Source organism: Burkholderia sp. JKS000303 (assembly GCF_002563755.1).
GTDB lineage: Bacteria > Pseudomonadota > Gammaproteobacteria > Burkholderiales > Burkholderiaceae > Burkholderia > Burkholderia anthina_B.
In genome coordinates, this window is sequence record NZ_PDBZ01000001.1 from 2,574,331 (window position 1) to 2,594,546 (window position 20,216).

Below are 20,216 nucleotides of genomic sequence, written 5' to 3' on the forward strand. Positions count from 1 at the left end.
GGGCGAAAATAGGTTAAGGACCATTCACCATCATGGTTGAACTTGAAATAGACGGCAAGAAGGTCGAGGTGCCCGAAGGCAGCATGGTGATCCAGGCTGCACACAAGGCTGATACGTACATTCCTCACTTCTGCTATCACAAGAAACTGTCGGTTGCGGCCAACTGCCGGATGTGTCTTGTCGAAGTCGAGAAGATGCCGAAGGCCGTGCCCGCCTGCGCGACGCCCGTGTCGGCCGGCATGATCGTTCGCACGCAGTCCGAGAAGGCCGTGAAGGGTCAGCAGGCGGTGATGGAATTCCTCCTCATCAACCACCCGCTCGACTGCCCGATCTGCGATCAGGGCGGTGAATGTCAGCTGCAGGATCTGGCGGTCGGCTACGGCAAGTCGTCGTCGCGCTACTCGGAAGAAAAGCGCGTGGTGTTCCACAAGAACGTCGGCCCGCTGATCTCGATGGAAGAAATGTCGCGTTGCATCCACTGCACGCGCTGCGTCCGCTTCGGCCAGGAAGTCGCCGGCGTGATGGAGCTCGGCATGCTGGGCCGCGGCGAGCACTCGGAAATCACGACGTTCGTCGGCAAGACGGTCGATTCCGAACTGTCGGGCAACATGATCGACCTGTGCCCGGTCGGCGCGCTGACCAGCAAGCCGTTCCGCTACAGCGCCCGTACCTGGGAGCTGTCGCGCCGCAAGTCGGTGAGCGCGCACGATTCCGTCGGCGCGAACCTCGTCGTGCAGGTGAAGAACAACCGCGTGATGCGCGTGCTGCCGTTCGAGAACGAAGCGATCAACGAATGCTGGATCTCGGACAAGGATCGTTTTTCGTACGAAGGCCTGAACAGCGAAGAGCGCCTGACCAAGCCGATGCTGAAGCAGGGCGGCCAGTGGATCGAAACCGACTGGCAGACCGCGCTCGAATACGTCGCGAAGGGGCTGAAGGGTATCGCTGCGGATCACGGCGCGAACGCGCTGGCGATGCTCGCAAGCGCACACAGCACCGCTGAAGAGCTGTTCCTCGTGAAGCAGCTCGCCAACGAACTGAAGACGCCGAACGTCGACTTCCGTCTGCGTCAGCAGGATTTCTCGGCACCGGTCCAGGGCGCACCGTGGCTCGGCATGCCGATCGCCGACCTGTCGAACGTGGATGCCGCGTTCATCGTCGGTTCGTTCCTGCGCCGCGACCATCCGCTGTTCGCCGCCCGCCTGCGTCAGGCCGCGAAGAACGGCGCGAAGCTGCATTTCCTGCATGCGACCGCCGACGACTCGCTGATCCGTACCGCGAAGCGCATCGTCGCCGCACCGTCGGCATGGCTCGACGAACTGGCCGGCATCGCTGCAGCCGTCGCACAACTGCGCGGCGTCGCGCTGCCCGACACGCTCGCGGGCGTCACGGCATCGCCGGCTGCCCAGGCTGTTGCGCAGTCGCTCGCGAACGGCGAACGCCGCGCGGTGCTGCTCGGCAACGTGGCAGTCCGTCATCCGGAATTCGCGAAGCTGCACGCCGTTGCACAGTGGATCGCCGAGAACACCGGTGCCACGTTCGGCTTCCTGACGGAAGCGGCGAACACCGTCGGCGCGCACGTCGTCGGCGCACTGCCGGGCGAAGGCGGCCTGAATGCACGCGAAGCGTTCGCGCAGCCGCGCAAGGGCTACGTGCTGCTGAACGTCGAACCGGAATTCGACACGGCCGATCCGGCGCAGGCGCTTGCCGCGCTGAACCAGGCTGAAATGGTCGTCGTGATGTCGCCGTTCAAGCACGGCCTCGATTACGCGGACGTCTTGCTGCCGATCGCTCCGTTCACGGAAACGGCCGGTACGTACGTCAACGCCGAAGGCTCGGTGCAAAGCTTCAACGGCGTCGTGCGCCCGCTCGGCGACACGCGTCCGGCGTGGAAGGTGCTGCGCGTGCTCGGCAGTCTCCTCGACCTGCCGAACTTCGAATACGAGACTTCGGAAGACGTGCGTGTCGCGGCGCTCGGCGACGCAGGTGTCGCGAGCCGTCTGTCCAACGCGACGTCGGTCGCGCCGGTGCGCGTTGCGGCGAATGCCGCGAACGGCAGCTTCGAGCGCCTCGCCGATGTGCCGATCTATCATGCCGACGCACTCGTGCGCCGCGCAGGTGCGCTGCACCTGACGGCTGCCGCGAAGGCGGCGAATGTCGCAGCCCTGCCGGCCGCGCTGTTCGACAAGCTGGGCTTGAAGGAAGGCGACGCGGTGCGCGTGCGCCAGGGCGAGCGTGCGGTGCAGTTGCCGGCCGTGCGCGACGCCAATCTTGCGGAGACGGTCGTTCGCGTGTCGGCGGCAACGCCTGCCGGCGCAGCGCTCGGCAGCCTGTTCGGTGAACTGGTGGTGGAGAAGGCGTAAATGAGCTTGTTCGATACGATCAACGCGGGCGGCGCCGAGCTGCTCGGCTTCGCGTGGCCGACGGTGTGGGCCATCGTGCGCATCCTCGTCGTCTCCGTCGTCATCCTGCTGTGCGTCGCGTACCTGATTCTGTGGGAACGCAAGCTGATCGGCTGGATGCACGTGCGTCTCGGCCCGAACCGCGTCGGCCCCGGCGGCCTGCTGCAGCCGATCGCCGACGTGCTGAAGCTGCTGCTGAAGGAAGTCATTCAGCCGAGCGCCGCCAGCCGTTGGCTCTACCTGGTCGCGCCGATCATGACCGTCGTGCCGGCGTTCGCGGTGTGGGCCGTGATCCCGTTCCAGGCCAAGGCCGTGCTCGCGAACATCAACGCGGGCCTGCTGTACGCGATGGCGATCTCGTCGATCGGCGTGTATGCGGTGATCCTCGCCGGCTGGGCTTCGAACTCGAAGTACGCGTTCCTCGGCGCGATGCGTGCCGCGGCGCAGATGGTCTCGTACGAAATCTCGATGGGCTTCGCGCTGGTGCTCGTGCTGATGACGGCCGGCAGCCTGAACATGTCGGAAATCGTCAACTCGCAGCAGCATGGCTTCTTCGCAGGCCACGGCGTGAACTTCCTGTCGTGGAACTGGCTGCCGCTGCTGCCGGCGTTCGTCGTCTACTTCATCTCGGGCATCGCCGAAACGAACCGTCACCCGTTCGACGTGGTGGAAGGGGAGTCGGAAATCGTCGCGGGTCACATGATCGATTACTCGGGTATGGCGTTCGCGCTGTTCTTCCTCGCCGAGTACATCAACATGATCGTGATCTCGGCGCTGGCTGCGACGCTGTTCCTCGGTGGCTGGGATGCACCGTTCGAATTCCTGTCGTTCATTCCGGGCATCTTCTGGCTGGTGCTGAAGGTATTCGCGCTGCTGTCGGTGTTCATCTGGGTTCGCGCGACGTTCCCGCGCTACCGTTACGACCAGATCATGCGTCTGGGCTGGAAGGTGTTCCTGCCCGTCACGGTGATCTGGGTGGTCGTGGTCGGCTTCTGGATGATGTCGCCGCTCAACATCTGGGTGAAGTAAAGATCGGACGAAATCATGACGGCAATCCAACACTTCTTTAAGACCTTCTTCCTGACGGAGCTGCTGAAGGGGCTCGCGCTGACCGGTCGTTACACGTTCAAGCGCAAGTTCACCGTGCAGTTCCCGGAAGAGAAGACCCCGATTTCGCCGCGTTTCCGCGGGCTGCATGCACTGCGCCGCTACGAGAACGGCGAAGAGCGCTGCATCGCGTGCAAGCTGTGCGAGGCCGTGTGCCCCGCACTGGCGATCACGATCGAATCGGAAACGCGCGCGGACAATACGCGCCGCACGACGCGCTACGACATCGACCTGACGAAGTGCATCTTCTGCGGTTTCTGCGAAGAGAGCTGCCCGGTCGATTCGATCGTCGAGACGCAGATTCTCGAGTACCACGGCGAAAAGCGCGGCGACTTGTATTTCACGAAGGAAATGCTGCTCGCAGTGGGCGATCGTTACGAGAAGGACATCGCAGCGGCGAAGGCTGCCGACGCGCCGTATCGTTGATTGTGTTTGCAGTGCCGGCCCGGCATCAACGGGCCAGCCGCCGCGACGGGTGCGGGTGTCCCGCAAGCCGCGCCTGACTATGGCCTAACGATGAACCGGTAATCATGGAATTCACGACCGTACTGTTCTACATCTTCGCGCTGCTCCTGGTGGTATCAGGGCTGAAGGTGATCACTTCGCGCAACCCGGTGGCGTCTGCGCTTTTCCTTGTGCTGGCGTTCTTCAACGCCGCCGCGATCTGGATGTTGCTGGAAGCGGAGTTCCTTGCGATCCTGCTGGTGCTGGTGTACGTGGGCGCGGTGATGGTGCTGTTCCTGTTCGTCGTGATGATGCTGGACATCAACGTCGATTACCTGCGTCGCGATTTCAAGCGCTTCGTGCCGATGGCAACGGTGGTCGGCGCGATCATCGTGGTCGAGACCGCACTGATCCTGTGGCGCGGCTACGGCGACACGCACACGGCGCATGCGATGGCGACGGGCGCGATGGCCGACTGGTCGAACACGCGACTGATCGGCAAGGTGATCTACACCGACTACATCTTCGCGTTTGAAATCGCCGGTCTCGTGCTGCTGGTCGCGATCATCGCCGCGATCGGGCTGACCGAGCGCAAGGGCAAGGACAGCAAGCGCCAGCGCGTGTCGGATCAGGTCAAGGTGCGTCGCGAGGACCGCGTGCGCCTCGTGAAGATGGAAGCGGAAAAGCCGCAGCCGGAAACGGCGCAGAGCGAAGCCGGTACGAGCACCAACGGCTAAGCGGAGGAAAAAGAAAACCATGTTGACTCTTGCTCACTACCTCGTGCTCGGCGCGATCCTCTTTGCGATCGCGATCGTCGGGATCTTTCTCAACCGCCGCAACATCATCATCATCCTGATGGCGATCGAACTGATGCTGCTGGCGGTGAACACCAACTTCGTCGCGTTTTCTCACTACCTCGGCGATGTACACGGCCAGATCTTCGTGTTCTTCGTGTTGACCGTTGCAGCAGCGGAAGCGGCGATCGGTCTCGCGATTCTGGTGACCCTGTTCCGTAAGCTCGACACGATCAATGTCGAGGATCTCGATCAGCTCAAGGGCTAATTTCAGGTAACGCTGTTATGTCAACGACACTCAATGAAAACCTGCTGCTGGCGATTCCGCTCGCTCCGCTGGCCGGCTCGCTGATTGCGGGGCTGTTCGGGAACGCCGTGGGGCGCAAGGGCGCACACCGGATCACGATCCTCGGCGTATTGATCGCGTTTCTGCTGTCGGCGAAAATCTTCCTCGACGTGATGGGGGGCGCGAGTTTCAACGCGACCGTCTATCAGTGGATGAACGTCGGCTCGCTGCAACTTGAAATCGGTTTCCTCGTCGATTCGCTGACCGCGATGATGATGGTCGTCGTGACCTTCGTGTCGCTGATGGTGCACATCTACACGATCGGCTACATGTCGGAAGAAGACGGCTACCAGCGCTTCTTCTCGTACATCTCGCTGTTCACGTTCTCGATGCTGATGCTCGTGATGAGCAACAACTTCCTGCAGCTGTTCTTCGGCTGGGAAGCAGTGGGCCTGGTGTCGTACCTGCTGATCGGCTTCTACTTCACGCGTGAGAGCGCGATCTACGCGAACATGAAGGCGTTCCTCGTGAACCGCGTGGGCGACTTCGGCTTCCTGCTGGGCATCGGCCTGCTGCTCGCGTTCGCGGGTTCGATGAACTACGGCGAAGTGTTCGCGAAGCGCGCGGAACTCGCGAGCCTGCACTTCCCGGGCACCGACTGGGGCCTGCTGACCGTTGCCTGTATCTGCCTGTTCATCGGTGCGATGGGTAAGTCGGCGCAGTTCCCGCTGCACGTGTGGCTGCCGGACTCGATGGAAGGCCCGACCCCGATCTCGGCGCTGATTCACGCGGCGACGATGGTGACGGCCGGCATCTTCATGGTGGCGCGCATGTCGCCGCTGTTCGAACTGTCGGATGCCGCGCTGTCGTTCATCACGGTGATCGGTGCGATCACGGCGCTGTTCATGGGTTTCCTCGGTATCGTCCAGAACGACATCAAGCGTGTCGTCGCGTACTCGACGCTGTCGCAGCTCGGCTACATGACGGTTGCGCTCGGCGTGTCCGCTTACCCGGTCGCCGTGTTCCACCTGATGACGCACGCGTTCTTCAAGGCACTGCTGTTCCTCGGCGCCGGTTCGGTGATCATCGGCATGCACCACGACCAGGACATGCGCAACATGGGCGGCCTGCGCAAGTACATGCCGATCACGTGGATCACGTCGCTCGTCGGTTCGCTCGCGCTGATCGGTACGCCGTTCTTCTCGGGCTTCTACTCGAAGGACTCGATCATCGACGCGGTGAAGCTGTCGAACCTGCCGGGTTCTGGCTTCGCATACTTCGCAGTGGTCGCGAGCGTGTTCGTCACGGCGCTGTACTCGTTCCGCATGTACTTCCTGGTGTTCCACGGCGAAGAGCGTTTCCGCAAGCCGAAGCATCCGGAATCGCCGATGGGCATGGCGGCTGCACACGGTCACGACGATCACGGCCATGGCCACGGTCATGACGACCACGCGCACGAGCCGCACGAGACCCCGTGGGTCGTGTGGGTGCCGCTGGTCCTGCTGGCGATCCCGTCGGTGATCATCGGTGCGATCGCGGTCGGTCCGATGCTGTTCGGCGACTTCTTCCAGCACGGCGTTGCGTTCGACAAGGTGATCTTCATCGGCGCGAACCATCCGGCACTGGCCGAAATGGCCGAAGAGTTCCATGGCTGGGTCGGCATGGGCCTGCACTCGGTGTCGGGTCTGCCGGTGTGGCTGGCGCTCGCCGGTGTGGTCGTCGCGTGGTTCCTGTACCTGAAGCGTCCGGATCTGCCGGCGACGGTCCGCCGCGCGTTCGGCCCGATCTACACGCTGCTCGACAACAAGTACTACCTGGACAAGATCAACGAAGTGGTGTTCGCCCGTGGTTCGGTGGCGATTGGCCGGGGCCTGTGGAAGGAGGGTGACGTCGTGGTGATCGACGGCCTCGTGAACGGCAGCGCCCGGTTCATCGGCTGGTTCGCCAGCGTGATCCGCTTCCTGCAATCCGGTTACATCTACCACTACGCGTTCGCCATGATCATCGGCATGCTGGGGCTCCTGACCCTGTTTGTGACGCTGGGCGGCAAATAAGACGGGGGACAACTAATGCACGCTTTTCCGATTCTCAGTACCGCGATCTGGCTGCCGATCATTTTCGGTCTCCTCGTGCTCGTGGTGGGTAACGACAGAAAGCCGGGGGCGGCCCGCTGGGTCGCACTGATCGGTTCGCTGCTCGGGCTCGCGGTCACGATTCCGCTGGTCACGGGCTTCGACTCGAGCACGGCAGCGCTGCAGTTCGTCGAGCATTCGACCTGGATCGAACGCTTCGACATCTCGTATCACCTGGGGGTCGACGGCCTGTCGATGTGGTTCGTGGTGCTGACCGCGCTGATCACGGTCATCGTCGTGATCGCCGCGTGGGAAGTGATCACCGAGAACGTCGCGCAGTACCTCGCGGCGTTCCTGATCCTGTCGGGGATCATGATCGGCGTGTTCTCGTCGGCCGACGGCCTGCTGTTCTACGTGTTCTTCGAAGCGACCCTGATCCCGATGTACATCATCATCGGCGTGTGGGGCGGCCCGAACCGCGTGTACGCGGCATTCAAGTTCTTCCTGTACACGCTGGCCGGTTCGCTGCTGATGCTGGTCGCGCTGATCTACCTGTACACGCAGACGCATTCGTTCGACCTCGCGACGTGGCAGGACGCGAAGATCGCGATGACGCCGCAGATCCTGCTGTTCATTGCATTCTTCCTCGCGTTCGCGGTGAAGGTGCCGATGTGGCCGGTGCACACCTGGCTGCCGGACGCGCACGTGGAAGCGCCGACAGGCGGTTCGGTCGTGCTGGCAGCGATCATGCTGAAGCTCGGTGCGTACGGTTTCCTGCGCTTCTCGCTGCCGATCACGCCTGACGCAAGCCACTTCCTGGCACCGGTCGTGATCACGCTGTCGCTGATCGCGGTGATCTACATCGGCCTCGTCGCGATGGTGCAGGCCGACATGAAGAAGCTGGTCGCGTATTCGTCGATCGCGCACATGGGCTTCGTCACGCTCGGTTTCTTCATCTTCAACCAGCTCGGCGTCGAAGGCGCGATCATCCAGATGATCTCGCACGGCTTCGTGTCGGGTGCGATGTTCCTGTGTATCGGTGTGCTGTACGACCGCATGCACTCGCGCCAGATCGCCGACTACGGTGGTGTCGTGAACGTGATGCCGAAGTTCGCGGCGTTCGCGATGCTGTTCTCGATGGCCAACTGCGGCCTGCCGGGTACCTCGGGTTTCGTCGGCGAGTTCATGGTGATTCTCGCAGCCGTCCAGTACAACTTCTGGATCGCGTTCGGCGCAGCGTTCACGCTGATCCTCGGTGCCGCCTACACGCTGTGGATGTACAAGCGCGTGTACTTCGGCGCAGTTGCGAACGATCACGTTGCCAAGCTGAAGGACATCGGCCGTCGCGAGTTCCTGATGCTGGGCGTGCTTGCCGCGTTCACGCTGTTGATGGGCCTGTATCCGAAGCCTTTCACCGACGTGATGCACGTTTCCGTGGAAAACCTCCTCTCCCACGTCGCGCAGTCGAAGCTGCCGCTGGCGCAGTAATCGCGAGCGGAGGAAATCAAAATCATGAATGCTCCTATGAATGTCCTGTTGCCTGACGCGCTGGTGATGGTCGCCATCGTCGTCGCATGGCTGAACGACACCTTTACCGGTGCCGCTGGCCGCCGCCTCACCTATCTGATCGCGGTGGTTTCGTCGGTCGTCGCCGGCGTTTGGTTCGCCGTGCAGGCGCTGGATCCGCAGCAGTACTACTTCTTCTCGCGGATGGTCGTCGTCGACTCGTTCGCGAGCATGATGAAGGCCGTCGTGTCGATCGGCTTCGCGGTCACGCTCGTGTATTCGCGCAAGTACCTCGAAGACCGCGACATGTTCCGCGGTGACGTCTTCCTGCTCGGCATGTTCTCGCTGCTCGGTCAGCTGGTGATGGTGTCGGGCAACAACTTCCTGACGCTGTACCTCGGCCTCGAACTGATGTCGCTGTCGCTGTACGCGATCATCGCGCTGCGTCCGGATGCCGCTCAGTCGAGCGAAGCCGCGATGAAGTACTACGTGCTGGGCGCGCTCGCGTCGGGCTTCGTGCTGTACGGCATCTCGATGCTCTACGGCGCGACCGGCTCGCTCGAACTGGGCGAGGTGTACAAGGCGGTCGGCGGCAACACCGACGCTGCCGTACTGATGTTCGGCGTGATCTTCATCGTCGCCGGTATCGCGTTCAAGCTCGGCGCCGTGCCGTTCCACATGTGGGTGCCGGACGTCTACCAGGGCGCACCGACCGCGATGACGCTGTTCGTCGGCGGCGGCCCGAAGGTTGCCGCGTTCGCGTGGGGCTTGCGCTTCCTGGTGATGGGCCTGCTGCCGCTCGCACAGAACTGGCAGACCGCGCTCGTGATCCTCGCTGCACTGTCGCTGATCGTCGGTAACATCACCGGTATCGTCCAGCGCAACGTCAAGCGGATGCTCGCGTACTCGGCGATCTCGAACATGGGCTTCGTGCTGCTCGGCCTGCTCGCAGGGATCGTGAAGGGCGACGCGGCCGCACCGGCGAGCGCATACAGCTCGGCGATGTTCTACGCGATCGTCTACCTGATCACGACGCTCGGCTCGTTCGGCGTGGTGATGCTGCTCGCACGCCGCGACTTCGAAGCGGACACGATCGACGACTTCAAGGGCCTCAACAAGCGCAGCCCGGTGTTCGCGTTCGTGATGATGGTCATGATGTTCTCGCTGGCGGGCATTCCGCCGACCGTCGGCTTCTACGCGAAGCTCGCGGTGCTCGAGGCGACCGTCAACGCAGGCCTGACGTGGCTGGCCGTGCTGGCCGTGATCACGTCGCTGTTCGGCGCGTTCTACTACCTGCGTATCGTCAAGCTGATGTACTTCGATGCACCGCAGGACACGGCTCCGATCACCGGCGACTTCTGCAAGCGCACGCTGCTCGTGGTGAACGGCCTCGCGGTCGTCGTGCTCGGCCTGATCCCGAGCCCGCTGCTGACGGCCTGCCTGCAGGCAATCCGTCACACGCTGCCGCTGTAATGTCGGCAGCCGGCTGGTTCATTGTGCTGTTGGCGTTCGTATGCGCCAACGTGCCGTTCCTGAACCAACGCATCTTCGCCGTCGTGCCGGTTGGCGCGACGAAGAAGAATGCGTGGGTTCGGATCGGCGAGCTGATCGTGCTGTATTTCATCGTCGGCGCACTCGGCTTCTGGCTCGAGTCGCGTGCCGGCAACCGCTTCGAACAAGGCTGGCAGTTTTACGCGATCACGTTCAGTTTGTTCGTCGTGTTCGCGTTCCCCGGCTTCACGTTCCAGTATCTAGTCAAACGACGCTGACAGGCCTTCGGCCGTCGCGTGCCCATTTTCCCGGAGCAGCCCGATGGCCGAACTACCCAATCACGATGCCGCACTGACCGAAACCTGCCTCGAGAGCGAGGCGATTTTCGAAGGCTCGTTCCTCAAGCTCAAGCGCGATACCGTCCGCCTGCCGGACGGCAAGCAAGCCACGCGCGAATACGTCCAGCACCCGGGCGCGGTGATGGTGATCCCGCTGTTCGACGACGGCCGCGTGCTGATGGAAAGCCAGTATCGCTATCCGATCGGCAAGGTCATGGCCGAATTTCCGGCCGGCAAGCTCGACCCGAACGAAGGGGCGCTCGCCTGCGCGGTGCGCGAACTGCGTGAAGAAACCGGCTACACGGCACGCGAATACGTGTTCCTGGCCCGGATCCACCCGATCATTTCCTACTCGACCGAATTCATCGACCTGTACCTCGCACGCGGGCTGACCGCCGGCGAGCGCAAGCTCGACGAAGGCGAATTTCTCGAAACCTTCACGGCGACGCAGGCCGACCTGCAGGAATGGGTGCGTACGGGCCAGATCACCGACGTGAAGACGATCATCGGCACGATGTGGCTCGACAAGGTGCTGTCCGGCACGTGGCCGCTCGGCCCGGTCGAGAAGCCCTGACGGCACGTCAGCGGCGGGCAGGGCACCGCGTTACAATCATGTGACGCAGCCGCCTCCGGCTGCGCGATCCTGATTTAGCACGATCGTTCACAAAAGCGCTTTTTGCGCTACACTCGTCACACGCCCTGATTCAGCATGAAGGTCCTCGATTTACAGTGCCCGCACGGTCATCGGTTCGAAGGCTGGTTCGCTTCTGCCGATGAGTTCGAAGCGCAGTTGTCCCGCAAGCTGGTCGAATGCCCGGTGTGCGGGGCGACCGAGATCAACCGGATGCCGTCGGCGCCGCGCCTGAACCTGTCGGGCGCGACGCAGGCCAAGCCGGCCGATCCGCGTGCGCTCCAGGCGCAGGCGATGCGTGCGCTGCGCGAGGTGCTGGAGAAGACCGAGAACGTGGGCGAGCGCTTCGCCGAGGAAGCGCGGCGCATCCATTACAACGAGGCGCCCGCGCGCAGCATTCGTGGCGTCACGACGCCGGAGGATGTGCAATCCCTCGCCGAAGAAGGCATCGAAGTGATGCCGTTGCCGATTCCTGCCGGGCTGAAAGAACCGCTGCAATGACGTACGCAGCGTGTCCTGGCCGGGCCGGACGGCCGCGGCCAGGAGACACTGCGCATGGATCTGGATTATTCCCCCGCCGACGACGCATTCCGCGTTGACGTCCGCGCCTGGCTCGAGGCGAATCTGCCTCACGCACTGCGCGCCAAAGTACTCGATCACAAACGACTCGACCGCGAGGACTTCGCGAGCTGGCACCGGATTCTCGGCCGGCGCGGCTGGTCCGCGCCTGCGTGGCCGACCGAATACGGCGGCCCGGACTGGAACGCGACGCAGCGGCACATCTGGGACGAGGAGTGCGCGCGCATCGGCGCGCCGACCGTCTTGCCGTTCGGCGTGTCGATGGTCGCACCGGTGCTGATGAAATACGGCAGCGAAGCGCAGAAGCGCCATTACCTGCCGCGCATTCTCGACGGTACAGACTGGTGGTGTCAGGGTTACTCGGAGCCAGGCTCCGGGTCGGACCTCGCGTCGCTGCGCACGCGCGCCGAGCGCCACGGCGACCACTACGTCGTCAACGGTCAGAAAACCTGGACGACGCTCGGCCAGTACGCCGACATGATGTTCTGCCTCGTGCGCACCGATCCGGCGGCGAAGAAGCAGGAGGGCATCTCGTTCCTGCTGATCGACATGAAGACGCCCGGCATCACGGTGCGCCCGATCATCACGCTCGACGAGGACCACGAGGTCAACGAGGTGTTCTTCGAGGATGTGAAGGTGCCCGTCGAGAACCTCGTCGGCGACGAAAACCGCGGCTGGACCTACGCGAAGTACCTGCTCGGCCACGAGCGGACCGGCATCGCGCGCGTCGGCGCGTCCAAGCGCGAACTCGTGTTCCTGAAGCGGGTGGCGTCGAACCAGCGCAAGAACGGCAAGCCGTTGCTCGCCGACCCCGTGTTCGCCGCGAAGGTCGCGGCGCTCGAAGTCGAGCTGATGGCGCTCGAGGTGACGGTGCTGCGCGTCGTGAGCCGCGAGACGAGCGGCAAGGGGCCGGGCCCCGAAGCGTCGATGCTGAAGATCAAGGGTACCGAAGTGCAGCAGGCGCTCACCGAACTGATGTTCGAGGCGATCGGTCCGCTCGCCGCACCGTTCGACGTACCGTTCCTCGAAGGCGAGCGTGAGCACAGCATCGCGGGTGACGACGACGCGGCGCCGCTCGCCGCGTACTACTTCAACTATCGGAAGACCTCGATCTATGGCGGTTCGAACGAGATTCAGAAGAACATCATCGCGCAGATGATTCTGGGGCTGTGAGCCGGCCGCGACGCATGGGGCGAGAGTCGGGCGCCAAAGCGCGCGCTCTGGCCAACAGGAGACAACGATGGATTTCAGCTTTACCGATGAGCAGCAGCAATTCGCCGACGCGCTGCGTCGTTATCTCGGCGAGCAATACGGGTTCGACGCGCGCCAGGCCATCGTGCGCAGTGACGCGGGCGTGTCGGACGCACAGTGGAGCGCGTTTGCGGAACTCGGGTTGACCGCGTTGCCGGTGCCGGACGCGCAAGGCGGATTCGGCGGCGGCCCGGTCGACATGCTGGTCGTGATGCAGGAGCTCGGCCGCGCACTTGTCGTCGAGCCGTACTGGGCGACGGCGGTCGGCATCGAAGCGCTGCGTGTCGCCGGTTCCGGCGCGGGCGACGATGCGGCGTTGCTGGAGGCCGTCGCGCAAGGGCAGAAGCGGCTGGCGGTCGCGTTCCACGAACCGCGGGCGCGCTACGATCTGTACGAACTCGAGACGCATGCACATGAGCACGGCGGCACGTACCGGCTGACCGGCACCAAGTCGGTCGTTCGGCATGGCGCACAGGCGCATGCGTGGATCGTGCCCGCGCGCGTCGATGGCGGCGGCATCGGTCTGTTCGTCGTCGAGCGCGATGCAGCGGGCGCGAAGGCGGTCGACTACCGGACGATCGACGGGCAGCGCGCCGCGACCATCACGCTGCACGAAACGCCTGCGCGGTTGCTTACGGGCGGTGCGCGCGATGCGGCCGCACTCGAGCAGATCGCCGACTATGCGACCTTCCTGCTGTGCGCGGAAGCGGTCGGCGCGCTCGACGAACTGAACCGGGCGACGGTCGAATACACGAAGACGCGCGAGCAGTTCGGCGTACCGATCGCGCGCTTCCAGGCGCTGCAGCACCGGATGGTCGACATGCTGATCCATGCGGAGCAGGCGCGTTCGCTGACTTACCTGGCTGCGGTGCGCTACGCGGCCGGCGACGCCGATGCCCGCCGCAAGGCGGTTTCGGCCGCGAAGGCGCGCGTCGGTGCAGCTGCGCGCTTCGTCGGCCAGCAGGCCGTGCAATTGCACGGCGGGATGGGCGTGACCGACGAAGTCGCCGCCGCGCATTTGTTCAAGCGGCTGTCGATCATCGAGACGACACTCGGCGACACCGATCATCACCTTGCGCGCATCGCGGCACTGCCGGATTTCGCGCAAGCCGACGCGGCATGACGGCGACGCGCGAGCGCGCCACAGGAGACATACAGTGGGTATCAGTTACGAAGATCTGGTGGTAGGCAGCAACACGGAGATTGGCCGCTACACGTTCGAGGCCGACGACATCAAGGCGTTCGCGCAACGCTACGATCCGCAGCCGTTCCACCTCGACGAGGCCGCCGGCAAGGCATCGCCGTTCGGCGGACTGGTCGCGAGCGGCTGGCATACGTGTTCGGTGTTCATGAGCCTGCTCATCAAGAAGCTGGGGCCGGATTCGACCAGCATGGGTTCGCCCGGCATCGACTCGATTCGCTGGCTCAAACCCGTGCGCGCGGGCGACACGATCACGATGTACCAGAAGGTCCACGACAAGCGCGTGTCGGCGAGCAAGCCCGATCGCGGCATCGTGTCGACGGAGTGGGTCGGCCTCAACGGCGACGGCGAGACCGTGATCACCGTGCATACCAAGGTGATCTTCGGGTTACGTCATCCGGAAGGGGCGAACGCATGACGGACGTGACATTGCCGCTGATCGCGTCGACCCGGGCGCTGCATGCGCGGGTCGGTGCGGAGCCGCTCGCGAGCGGCTGGGTCGAGATCGACCAGCCGCGCGTGAATCGCTTCGCCGATGCGACGGGCGATCACCAGTGGATTCACGTCGACCCCGAGCGCGCACGCAAGGAGTCGCCGTTCGGCGGCCCGATCGCGCACGGGTTCCTGACGCTGTCGCTGATTCCGGCGCTGATGGTCGATGCGATGCGCTTCGAGCAGAAGATGGGCGTGAACTACGGACTGAATCGCGTGCGGTTCCTGAAGCCGGTGCCGGTCGGCGCACGCGTGCGCGCGTTGTTCGCGGTGAAGGAAACCGCGGAGGCTGCGCAGGGCGGTGTACAGGTGACGTGGTCGGTGTCGGTGCAGGCAGAGCGCCCCGATGCACCGCTGCTCGTTTGTGCCGCGGAGTTCATCACGCTGCATTACTTCTGATGCGCGCAGCGGCATCCATGGATGCCGCTGCATCGTTCGGCGCGGGTTCGCTCAGTGCTTCGCGTATTGCGTTGCGCCGAACAGCATCTCGCGCGCCTTGTCGTCCTGCAGCGCCTTGCGCAACGACGCGAGCACTTCGACGCCGCGCTGCACGGCCGGTCGCGCGGCGATCGCCTCGTGCCAGCGCTTCACGTTCGGCAGTTCGTCGAGCACGATGCCCTGGTTCTGCCAGGAACGCGTCCACGGGAACGTCGCGATGTCCGCGATCGTGTACGCGTCGCCGGCGAGATATTCGGATTCGCCGAGGCGTTTTTCCATCACGTTGTACAGGCGCTTCGCTTCGTTCGTGTAGCGATTGACCGCATATTCGATCTTCTCCGGCGCATACAGGCGGAAGTGGTGCGCTTGCCCGAGCATCGGGCCGACGCCGCCCATCTGGAACATCAGCCATTCGAGTGTCGCGTAGCGCGCGGCCGGATCGGTCGGCAGGAACTTGCCGGTCTTTTCCGCGAGGTAGACGAGGATCGCGCCCGATTCGAACAGCGAGATCGGCTTGCCGCCGGGGCCGTCCGGATCGACGATCGCGGGGATCTTGTTGTTCGGGCTGATTTTCAGGAACTCGGGCTTGAACTGGTCGCCGGCGCCGATATCGACCGGATGTGCACGATACGCGAGGCCGGTTTCCTCGAGCATGATGTGCACCTTGTGGCCGTTCGGGGTCGCCCAGCTGTAGACGTCGATCATCGTCAACTCCTTCATGGCATGCGCGAAAACGGCGCCGACGGGGCGCCGCGACAGGCGGTCATTAGAGCATGGATCGACGCGGGCTGCAGACGGCGGAAACACTGCGGCCGCCTGGCCGTACCCGTGTGCTGTTGCGGCAGCGTCGACGCTGTTCCAACGGCGTCGACGTGCCGGATCAGCGTTTGTAGCGAGGCTGGCGCTTCTCGAGAAATGCGGTGATGCCTTCGAACGCGTCCGCGTGATGCAGCGATGCGACGAAGTGATCGCGCTCGGTGCCGAGATGCGCGTCGAGCGGCTGCGCGGTGGCGTCGTCGAGCAGCGACTTGATGCGCGTGAGTGCGTTCGGCGAGATGTCGGCGAGCGAGTCGGCCCACGCGAGCGCATCGGACAGCGCCGCACCGGGCACGGCGAGGCGATTGACGACGCCGAGCGCATGCAGCCGTTCGGCCGCGACGGGCTTGCCCTCGAACAGGATTTCGGCCGCAAGCGCGCGCGGCAACGCGCGCGCGAGGAACCACGAACCGCCGCCATCGGGCGTGAGGCCGACGCGCGCATACGACATCACGAACTTCGCGTCATGCGCGGCCACGATCAAGTCGCATGCGAGTGCGAGCGAGAAGCCCGCACCGGCGGCCGCGCCTTCGACCGCCGCGATCACGGGTTTCGTCGCTGCGCGGATCGCGCTGATCCACGCAGCGAGCTGATCGATGCTGTCGGCCTGGTAGGACGGATCCTTCGAACGGTTGTCGAGCAGCCGGTTCAGGTTGCCGCCCGCGCAAAAGAAACGATCGGCCCCCGTGAGCACGACTGCGCGAATCGCGGGATCGCACTCGGCGGTCGCGAGCGCTTCGACGCCAGCCGCGTACATGTCGGGATGCAGTGCGTTGCGCGCACCGGGATTGGACAGCGTGAGAACGAGCGTCGATTCGCTCCCGGGCGGACGTGAGGCCAGCAGTTCAGCGCTCATGCGAGTGTGTCTCCATCGAATGGTGCGGCTGCGGCGCGGTGCATTGCGCGCGTGCTGGCGCATGCCCATGAAGGTGTTGCCGCAGCGGATGCAATGTTGTCGTGACGGACGCGAAACTGCTTTAGACTAGCACGAACGTGCTTTTCAGCGCGACGCATCCCGATGCGGCCGGTATCGCAGCGGCCGCGCTTCGCCACGAAGGAGACTCCGATGCTACAGCTGTGCGGTATTCCGTTGTCCAACTACTACAACAAGGTGAAGTTCGTTCTGCTCGAACACGACATCCCGTTCGAGGAAGTGACATGCGGCCTGCCGATCAGCGATCCGGCACTGCTCGTCGATTCGCCGCTCGGCAAGATTCCGTTCGTGAAGACCGAAGAGGGCGCGCTGTTCGAATCGCAGGTGATCGTCGAATACCTGGCTGCGCGTTACCCCGAGAAAGCCATTTTCCCGTCGAGCCCGTTTGCGGCCGCGAAGGTGCGTGAGCTCGTCGAAACGCTCGAGCTGTATCTCGAATGGACCGCACGCGAGGTCTATGCGGAAGCGTTTTTCGGCGGCAAGGTCAGCGACGGGATGAAGGCGCATGTCGAGAAGCGCCTGCCGCGCGCGATCGATGCGTTCAAGCGGATGGCGCAGTTCTCGCCGTACGTGCTCGGCGATTCGTTCAGCCTCGCCGACATCGCCGCGTCGATTCATCTGCCGGTGATCGGGATGGCGACAAAGGCGATATATGGCCGCGATTTCCTGGTCGACGCGGGGATCGACTGGAAGGCGCACGCGAAGCGGGTCGGCGAGCGGCCGGCCGCGCAGCGCGTGGCGGCCGATCGCAAGGTGTATATGGATGCGATGAACGCCGCGCGTTCGTAAGCGCGGCCCGCGCGCGGCGCAGTGCAGCGCCGCGCGGGACTTACAGGCGCGCGAGCCGTTCGAGTGCGGACGCGAGCGTGCTTTCCTGCTTGGCGAAGCAGAAGCGCACGACGCCCGATTCGTGCGGCTCGTGATAGAACGCCGACACCGGAATCGCGGCCACGCCGATCTCCGACGTGAGCCACTTCGAGAACTCGGCTTCGGGCAGGTCGCTGATCGCCGAATAGTCGACGCACTGGAAGTACGTGCCCGGGCACGGCAGCAGCTTGAAGCGCGTGCGCTCGAGGCCGGCACGGAAGAAGTCGCGCTTCTTCTGGTAGAAGTCGGGCAGCGTCAGGTACGGCGCCGGGTCGCGCAGATAATCGGCAAGCCCGATCTGCATCGGCGTGTTCACCGTGAACACGTTGAACTGATGGACCTTGCGGAACTCGGCGGTCAGGGCGGCAGGCGCCGCGACATAGCCGACCTTCCAGCCCGTCACGTGGTAGGTCTTCCCGAAGCTCGACACGATGAAGCTGCGCGCGGCCAGTTCCGGGTGGCGTGCGGCGCTCTCGTGCCGTGCGCCGTCGTAGACCATGTGCTCGTAGACCTCGTCCGACAGGATCAGGACGTTGGTGCCGCGCACGATCTCCTCGAGCTTGCGCATGTCGGCCTCGCGCCACACGGTGCCGGTGGGGTTGTGCGGCGTGTTGATCATGATCATCCGCGTCTTCGGCGTGATCGCGGCGGCGAGCCGGTCGAACGGGATCGCGTAGTCGGGTGCTTCGAGCGTGACGAATACCGGCGTGCCGCCCGCGAGTTCGATCGACGGCAGGTAGCTGTCGTAGGTCGGCTCGACGACGATCACTTCGTCGCCCGGATGCACCGCGCACAGGATGGCCGTCAGCAGCGCCTGCGTCGCGCCGGCCGTCACCGTGATCTCGGTGGCCGGATCGTAGCGCCGGCCATAGACCTGCGCGATCTTGTCCGCGATCGCGTCGCGCAACGGTGCGACGCCGGCCATCGGCGGATACTGGTTGTGGCCGTTGCGCATCGCGGTCGCGACCGCGTCGACGATGCGCGGGTCGCAGTCGAAATCGGGAAAGCCCTGGCCGAGGTTCACGGCGCCTTTCTCGGCGGCGAGCGCGCTCATGACCGTGAAGATCGTCGTGCCGACGTTCGGCAGGCGCGAGGGGAAAACGGGAGTCGTAGGCATGTCGGAAGGAGCGTTCATCGATACGATCGCAATCGGTGGCGCCGGGCGCGTCAGGCCGGCGTGGTGGTGTTGGCCGGCGCGGCGTCGAGTGCGCAGGCTTCGGTAAACGGGGCGGGTTGCGCGATCCGGAAGCCGAAGTCGCGTGCGGTGCGCTTCGCGAGCTTGAGCAGCGCGCGATCTTTCGACACGAGCCAGTCGGCCTGTGCGGCGCGCGCAAGCTCGAGAAACTTCTGATCGTCGCGATCCTTGCACTTCGGCAGCGGCGGTGCGTCGGCATCGACCGGCGGCGGCGCCACGAGGCTCGTCAGGCGGGCGACGATCGCGAGCGCCGCGGCCTTGTCGACTGCGCGTGACTGAAACTGCGGATAGTCGAGCACGAGCTCGAGTTCGTTCAGGCAGCGGCCGTCGATCACGGCGGCCAGCGTGCCGCGTTCGAGTGCCGCCCGGATCGGGCGTGTGGCAGGGTCGTCGAATACGAGTATGTCGATCCAGACGTTCGAGTCGAGTACGACGCGATGTGCAGCGTGTGGGGCGAGGGAGCGGGTCATTCGTTACAATCGGTGGTTTTCGTCTGACCGCAAGGCACGGCGTGCCAGCGAGCCTCTATGATAATCGTTCTCTCTCCAGCCAAATCCCTCGACTACGATACGCCCGCGCACGTGCCGTCTTACACGAAGCCTGCATTCGTCGACGACGCGTCGGAATTGATCGACGGCCTGCGCAAGCTGTCGCCGCAGGACATCGCGACCCTGATGGATATTTCCGATCCGCTCGCCCGCCTGAACTTCCAGCGCTACGCGGACTGGTCGCCGGTCTTCACGCCGGCCAATGCGAAGCAGGCCGTGCTCGCGTTCAATGGCGACGTGTACGAAGGGTTCGATGCGAAATCGCTGTCGGCCACCGATCTCGACTACGCGCAGCAGCACGTGCGCGTGCTGTCGGGCCTGTACGGGCTGCTGCGTCCGCTCGACCTGCTGCAGCCGTACCGGCTCGAAATGGGTACCCGTTTCGCGAACGCGCGCGGCAAGGATCTGTATGCGTTCTGGGGCGACCGGATCACGCGCGCGCTCAACGAGCAGCTCGAGACGCGTACCGGTGCTGCGCGCGTGCTGATCAACTGTGCGTCGACCGAGTACTTCAAGTCGGTCAAGCCGAAACTGCTGGCCGCGCCCGTCGTGACGCCGGTATTCGAGGACTGGAAGGGCGGCCGCTACAAGATCATCAGCTTCCACGCGAAGCGCGCACGCGGCCTGATGGCGCGCTATATCGTCGAGAATCGGATCACCGACCCGGCGGCGCTGAAGGATTTCGCGGTGGAAGGCTACGCGTTCGATGCAGCCGCATCGAACGATTCGACTTACGTATATCGCCGGCGAGTCGGCGAGTGACCCTGCCGGCCGTTCACGAGACGGCCGGCGCATGCATGAGGTCGGGCAGGCGGCAAACCGCC

At 64.3% G+C, this 20,216-nt stretch carries 21 protein-coding genes; 17 read left to right on the forward strand and 4 right to left on the reverse strand.

The genetic code is table 11. The features are described from left to right. Positions 1–32 precede the first annotated feature (32 nt). From nuoG to BX604_RS12530, 15 genes are all read left to right on the forward strand, one after another. Positions 33–2,363: an NADH-quinone oxidoreductase subunit NuoG gene (gene nuoG / locus BX604_RS12460; protein WP_098551056.1), complete on the forward strand. Its 2,331-nt coding sequence runs from the start codon at positions 33–35 to the stop codon at positions 2,361–2,363. Then, positions 2,364–3,431 (forward strand): NADH-quinone oxidoreductase subunit NuoH, encoded by a 1,068-nt coding sequence (gene nuoH / locus BX604_RS12465; protein WP_098551057.1) that lies wholly within the window; start codon positions 2,364–2,366, stop codon positions 3,429–3,431. Positions 3,432–3,446: 15 nt separating this feature from the next. Next, entirely contained in the window at positions 3,447–3,935 is a 489-nt protein-coding gene (nuoI, locus tag BX604_RS12470; protein ID WP_006478270.1) for an NADH-quinone oxidoreductase subunit NuoI, read from the forward strand. A 104-nt stretch (positions 3,936–4,039) separates the two neighbouring features. Then, positions 4,040–4,690: an NADH-quinone oxidoreductase subunit J gene (locus BX604_RS12475; RefSeq protein ID WP_098551058.1), complete on the forward strand. Its 651-nt coding sequence runs from the start codon at positions 4,040–4,042 to the stop codon at positions 4,688–4,690. 19 nt (positions 4,691–4,709) lie between these two features. Further along, positions 4,710–5,015 carry an NADH-quinone oxidoreductase subunit NuoK gene (gene nuoK, locus BX604_RS12480; protein WP_004185739.1) on the forward strand — a complete coding sequence of 102 codons (306 nt, stop codon included), beginning with the start codon at positions 4,710–4,712 and terminating at the stop codon, positions 5,013–5,015. A gap of 17 nt (positions 5,016–5,032) precedes the next feature. Then, positions 5,033–7,087 (forward strand): NADH-quinone oxidoreductase subunit L, encoded by a 2,055-nt coding sequence (nuoL, locus tag BX604_RS12485; RefSeq protein ID WP_098551059.1) that lies wholly within the window; start codon positions 5,033–5,035, stop codon positions 7,085–7,087. A 15-nt stretch (positions 7,088–7,102) separates the two neighbouring features. Continuing rightward, on the forward strand, positions 7,103–8,593 hold the full coding sequence (locus BX604_RS12490) for an NADH-quinone oxidoreductase subunit M (RefSeq protein WP_098551060.1): 1,491 nt from the start codon (positions 7,103–7,105) through the stop codon (positions 8,591–8,593). A 36-nt stretch (positions 8,594–8,629) separates the two neighbouring features. Next, positions 8,630–10,084 (forward strand): NADH-quinone oxidoreductase subunit NuoN, encoded by a 1,455-nt coding sequence (gene nuoN / locus BX604_RS12495; protein WP_175751225.1) that lies wholly within the window; start codon positions 8,630–8,632, stop codon positions 10,082–10,084. Beyond that, entirely contained in the window at positions 10,084–10,380 is a 297-nt protein-coding gene (locus tag BX604_RS12500; RefSeq protein WP_098551062.1) for a DUF2818 family protein, read from the forward strand. The genes nuoN and BX604_RS12500 overlap by 1 nt, the downstream gene beginning before the upstream one ends. Before the next feature lie 43 nt (positions 10,381–10,423). Continuing rightward, positions 10,424–11,014, forward strand: coding sequence for an NUDIX domain-containing protein (locus BX604_RS12505; RefSeq protein ID WP_098551063.1), 591 nt, complete (start codon positions 10,424–10,426; stop codon positions 11,012–11,014). Between the two features lie 135 nt (positions 11,015–11,149). Continuing rightward, positions 11,150–11,572: a DUF1178 family protein gene (locus BX604_RS12510; protein ID WP_098551064.1), complete on the forward strand. Its 423-nt coding sequence runs from the start codon at positions 11,150–11,152 to the stop codon at positions 11,570–11,572. A gap of 54 nt (positions 11,573–11,626) precedes the next feature. Beyond that, positions 11,627–12,823, forward strand: coding sequence for an acyl-CoA dehydrogenase family protein (locus BX604_RS12515; protein ID WP_098551065.1), 1,197 nt, complete (start codon positions 11,627–11,629; stop codon positions 12,821–12,823). A gap of 67 nt (positions 12,824–12,890) precedes the next feature. Next, positions 12,891–14,024 carry an acyl-CoA dehydrogenase family protein gene (locus BX604_RS12520; protein WP_098551066.1) on the forward strand — a complete coding sequence of 378 codons (1,134 nt, stop codon included), beginning with the start codon at positions 12,891–12,893 and terminating at the stop codon, positions 14,022–14,024. 34 nt (positions 14,025–14,058) lie between these two features. Beyond that, positions 14,059–14,520: a MaoC family dehydratase gene (locus BX604_RS12525; protein WP_098551067.1), complete on the forward strand. Its 462-nt coding sequence runs from the start codon at positions 14,059–14,061 to the stop codon at positions 14,518–14,520. After that, complete coding sequence (locus tag BX604_RS12530) at positions 14,517–14,993, forward strand: MaoC family dehydratase (RefSeq protein ID WP_098551068.1); 477 nt, start codon at positions 14,517–14,519, stop codon at positions 14,991–14,993. The genes BX604_RS12525 and BX604_RS12530 overlap by 4 nt, the downstream gene beginning before the upstream one ends. 51 nt (positions 14,994–15,044) lie before the next feature. On the opposite strand, the gene BX604_RS12535 is transcribed toward BX604_RS12530, so the two are convergent. Then, entirely contained in the window at positions 15,045–15,737 is a 693-nt protein-coding gene (locus tag BX604_RS12535; protein ID WP_098552848.1) for a glutathione binding-like protein, read from the reverse strand. Positions 15,738–15,912: 175 nt separating this feature from the next. Then, positions 15,913–16,704 carry an oxepin-CoA hydrolase, alternative type gene (locus BX604_RS12540; RefSeq protein WP_098551069.1) on the reverse strand — a complete coding sequence of 264 codons (792 nt, stop codon included), beginning with the start codon at positions 16,702–16,704 and terminating at the stop codon, positions 15,913–15,915. 210 nt (positions 16,705–16,914) lie between these two features. Between BX604_RS12540 and BX604_RS12545 the strand changes: the two genes are divergently transcribed. Continuing rightward, positions 16,915–17,571 (forward strand): glutathione S-transferase, encoded by a 657-nt coding sequence (locus BX604_RS12545; RefSeq protein WP_098552849.1) that lies wholly within the window; start codon positions 16,915–16,917, stop codon positions 17,569–17,571. Between the two features lie 40 nt (positions 17,572–17,611). On the opposite strand, the gene BX604_RS12550 is transcribed toward BX604_RS12545, so the two are convergent. Together BX604_RS12550 and BX604_RS12555 are read right to left on the reverse strand one after the other, a co-directional pair. Then, positions 17,612–18,784 carry a pyridoxal phosphate-dependent aminotransferase gene (locus tag BX604_RS12550; protein WP_098551070.1) on the reverse strand — a complete coding sequence of 391 codons (1,173 nt, stop codon included), beginning with the start codon at positions 18,782–18,784 and terminating at the stop codon, positions 17,612–17,614. Positions 18,785–18,816: 32 nt separating this feature from the next. Beyond that, on the reverse strand, positions 18,817–19,314 hold the full coding sequence (locus BX604_RS12555) for a putative toxin-antitoxin system toxin component, PIN family (protein ID WP_098551071.1): 498 nt from the start codon (positions 19,312–19,314) through the stop codon (positions 18,817–18,819). A 57-nt stretch (positions 19,315–19,371) separates the two neighbouring features. On the opposite strand from BX604_RS12555, the gene yaaA reads away from it, so the two are divergent. Beyond that, positions 19,372–20,154: a peroxide stress protein YaaA gene (gene yaaA, locus BX604_RS12560; RefSeq protein WP_098551072.1), complete on the forward strand. Its 783-nt coding sequence runs from the start codon at positions 19,372–19,374 to the stop codon at positions 20,152–20,154. Positions 20,155–20,216 lie beyond the last annotated feature (62 nt).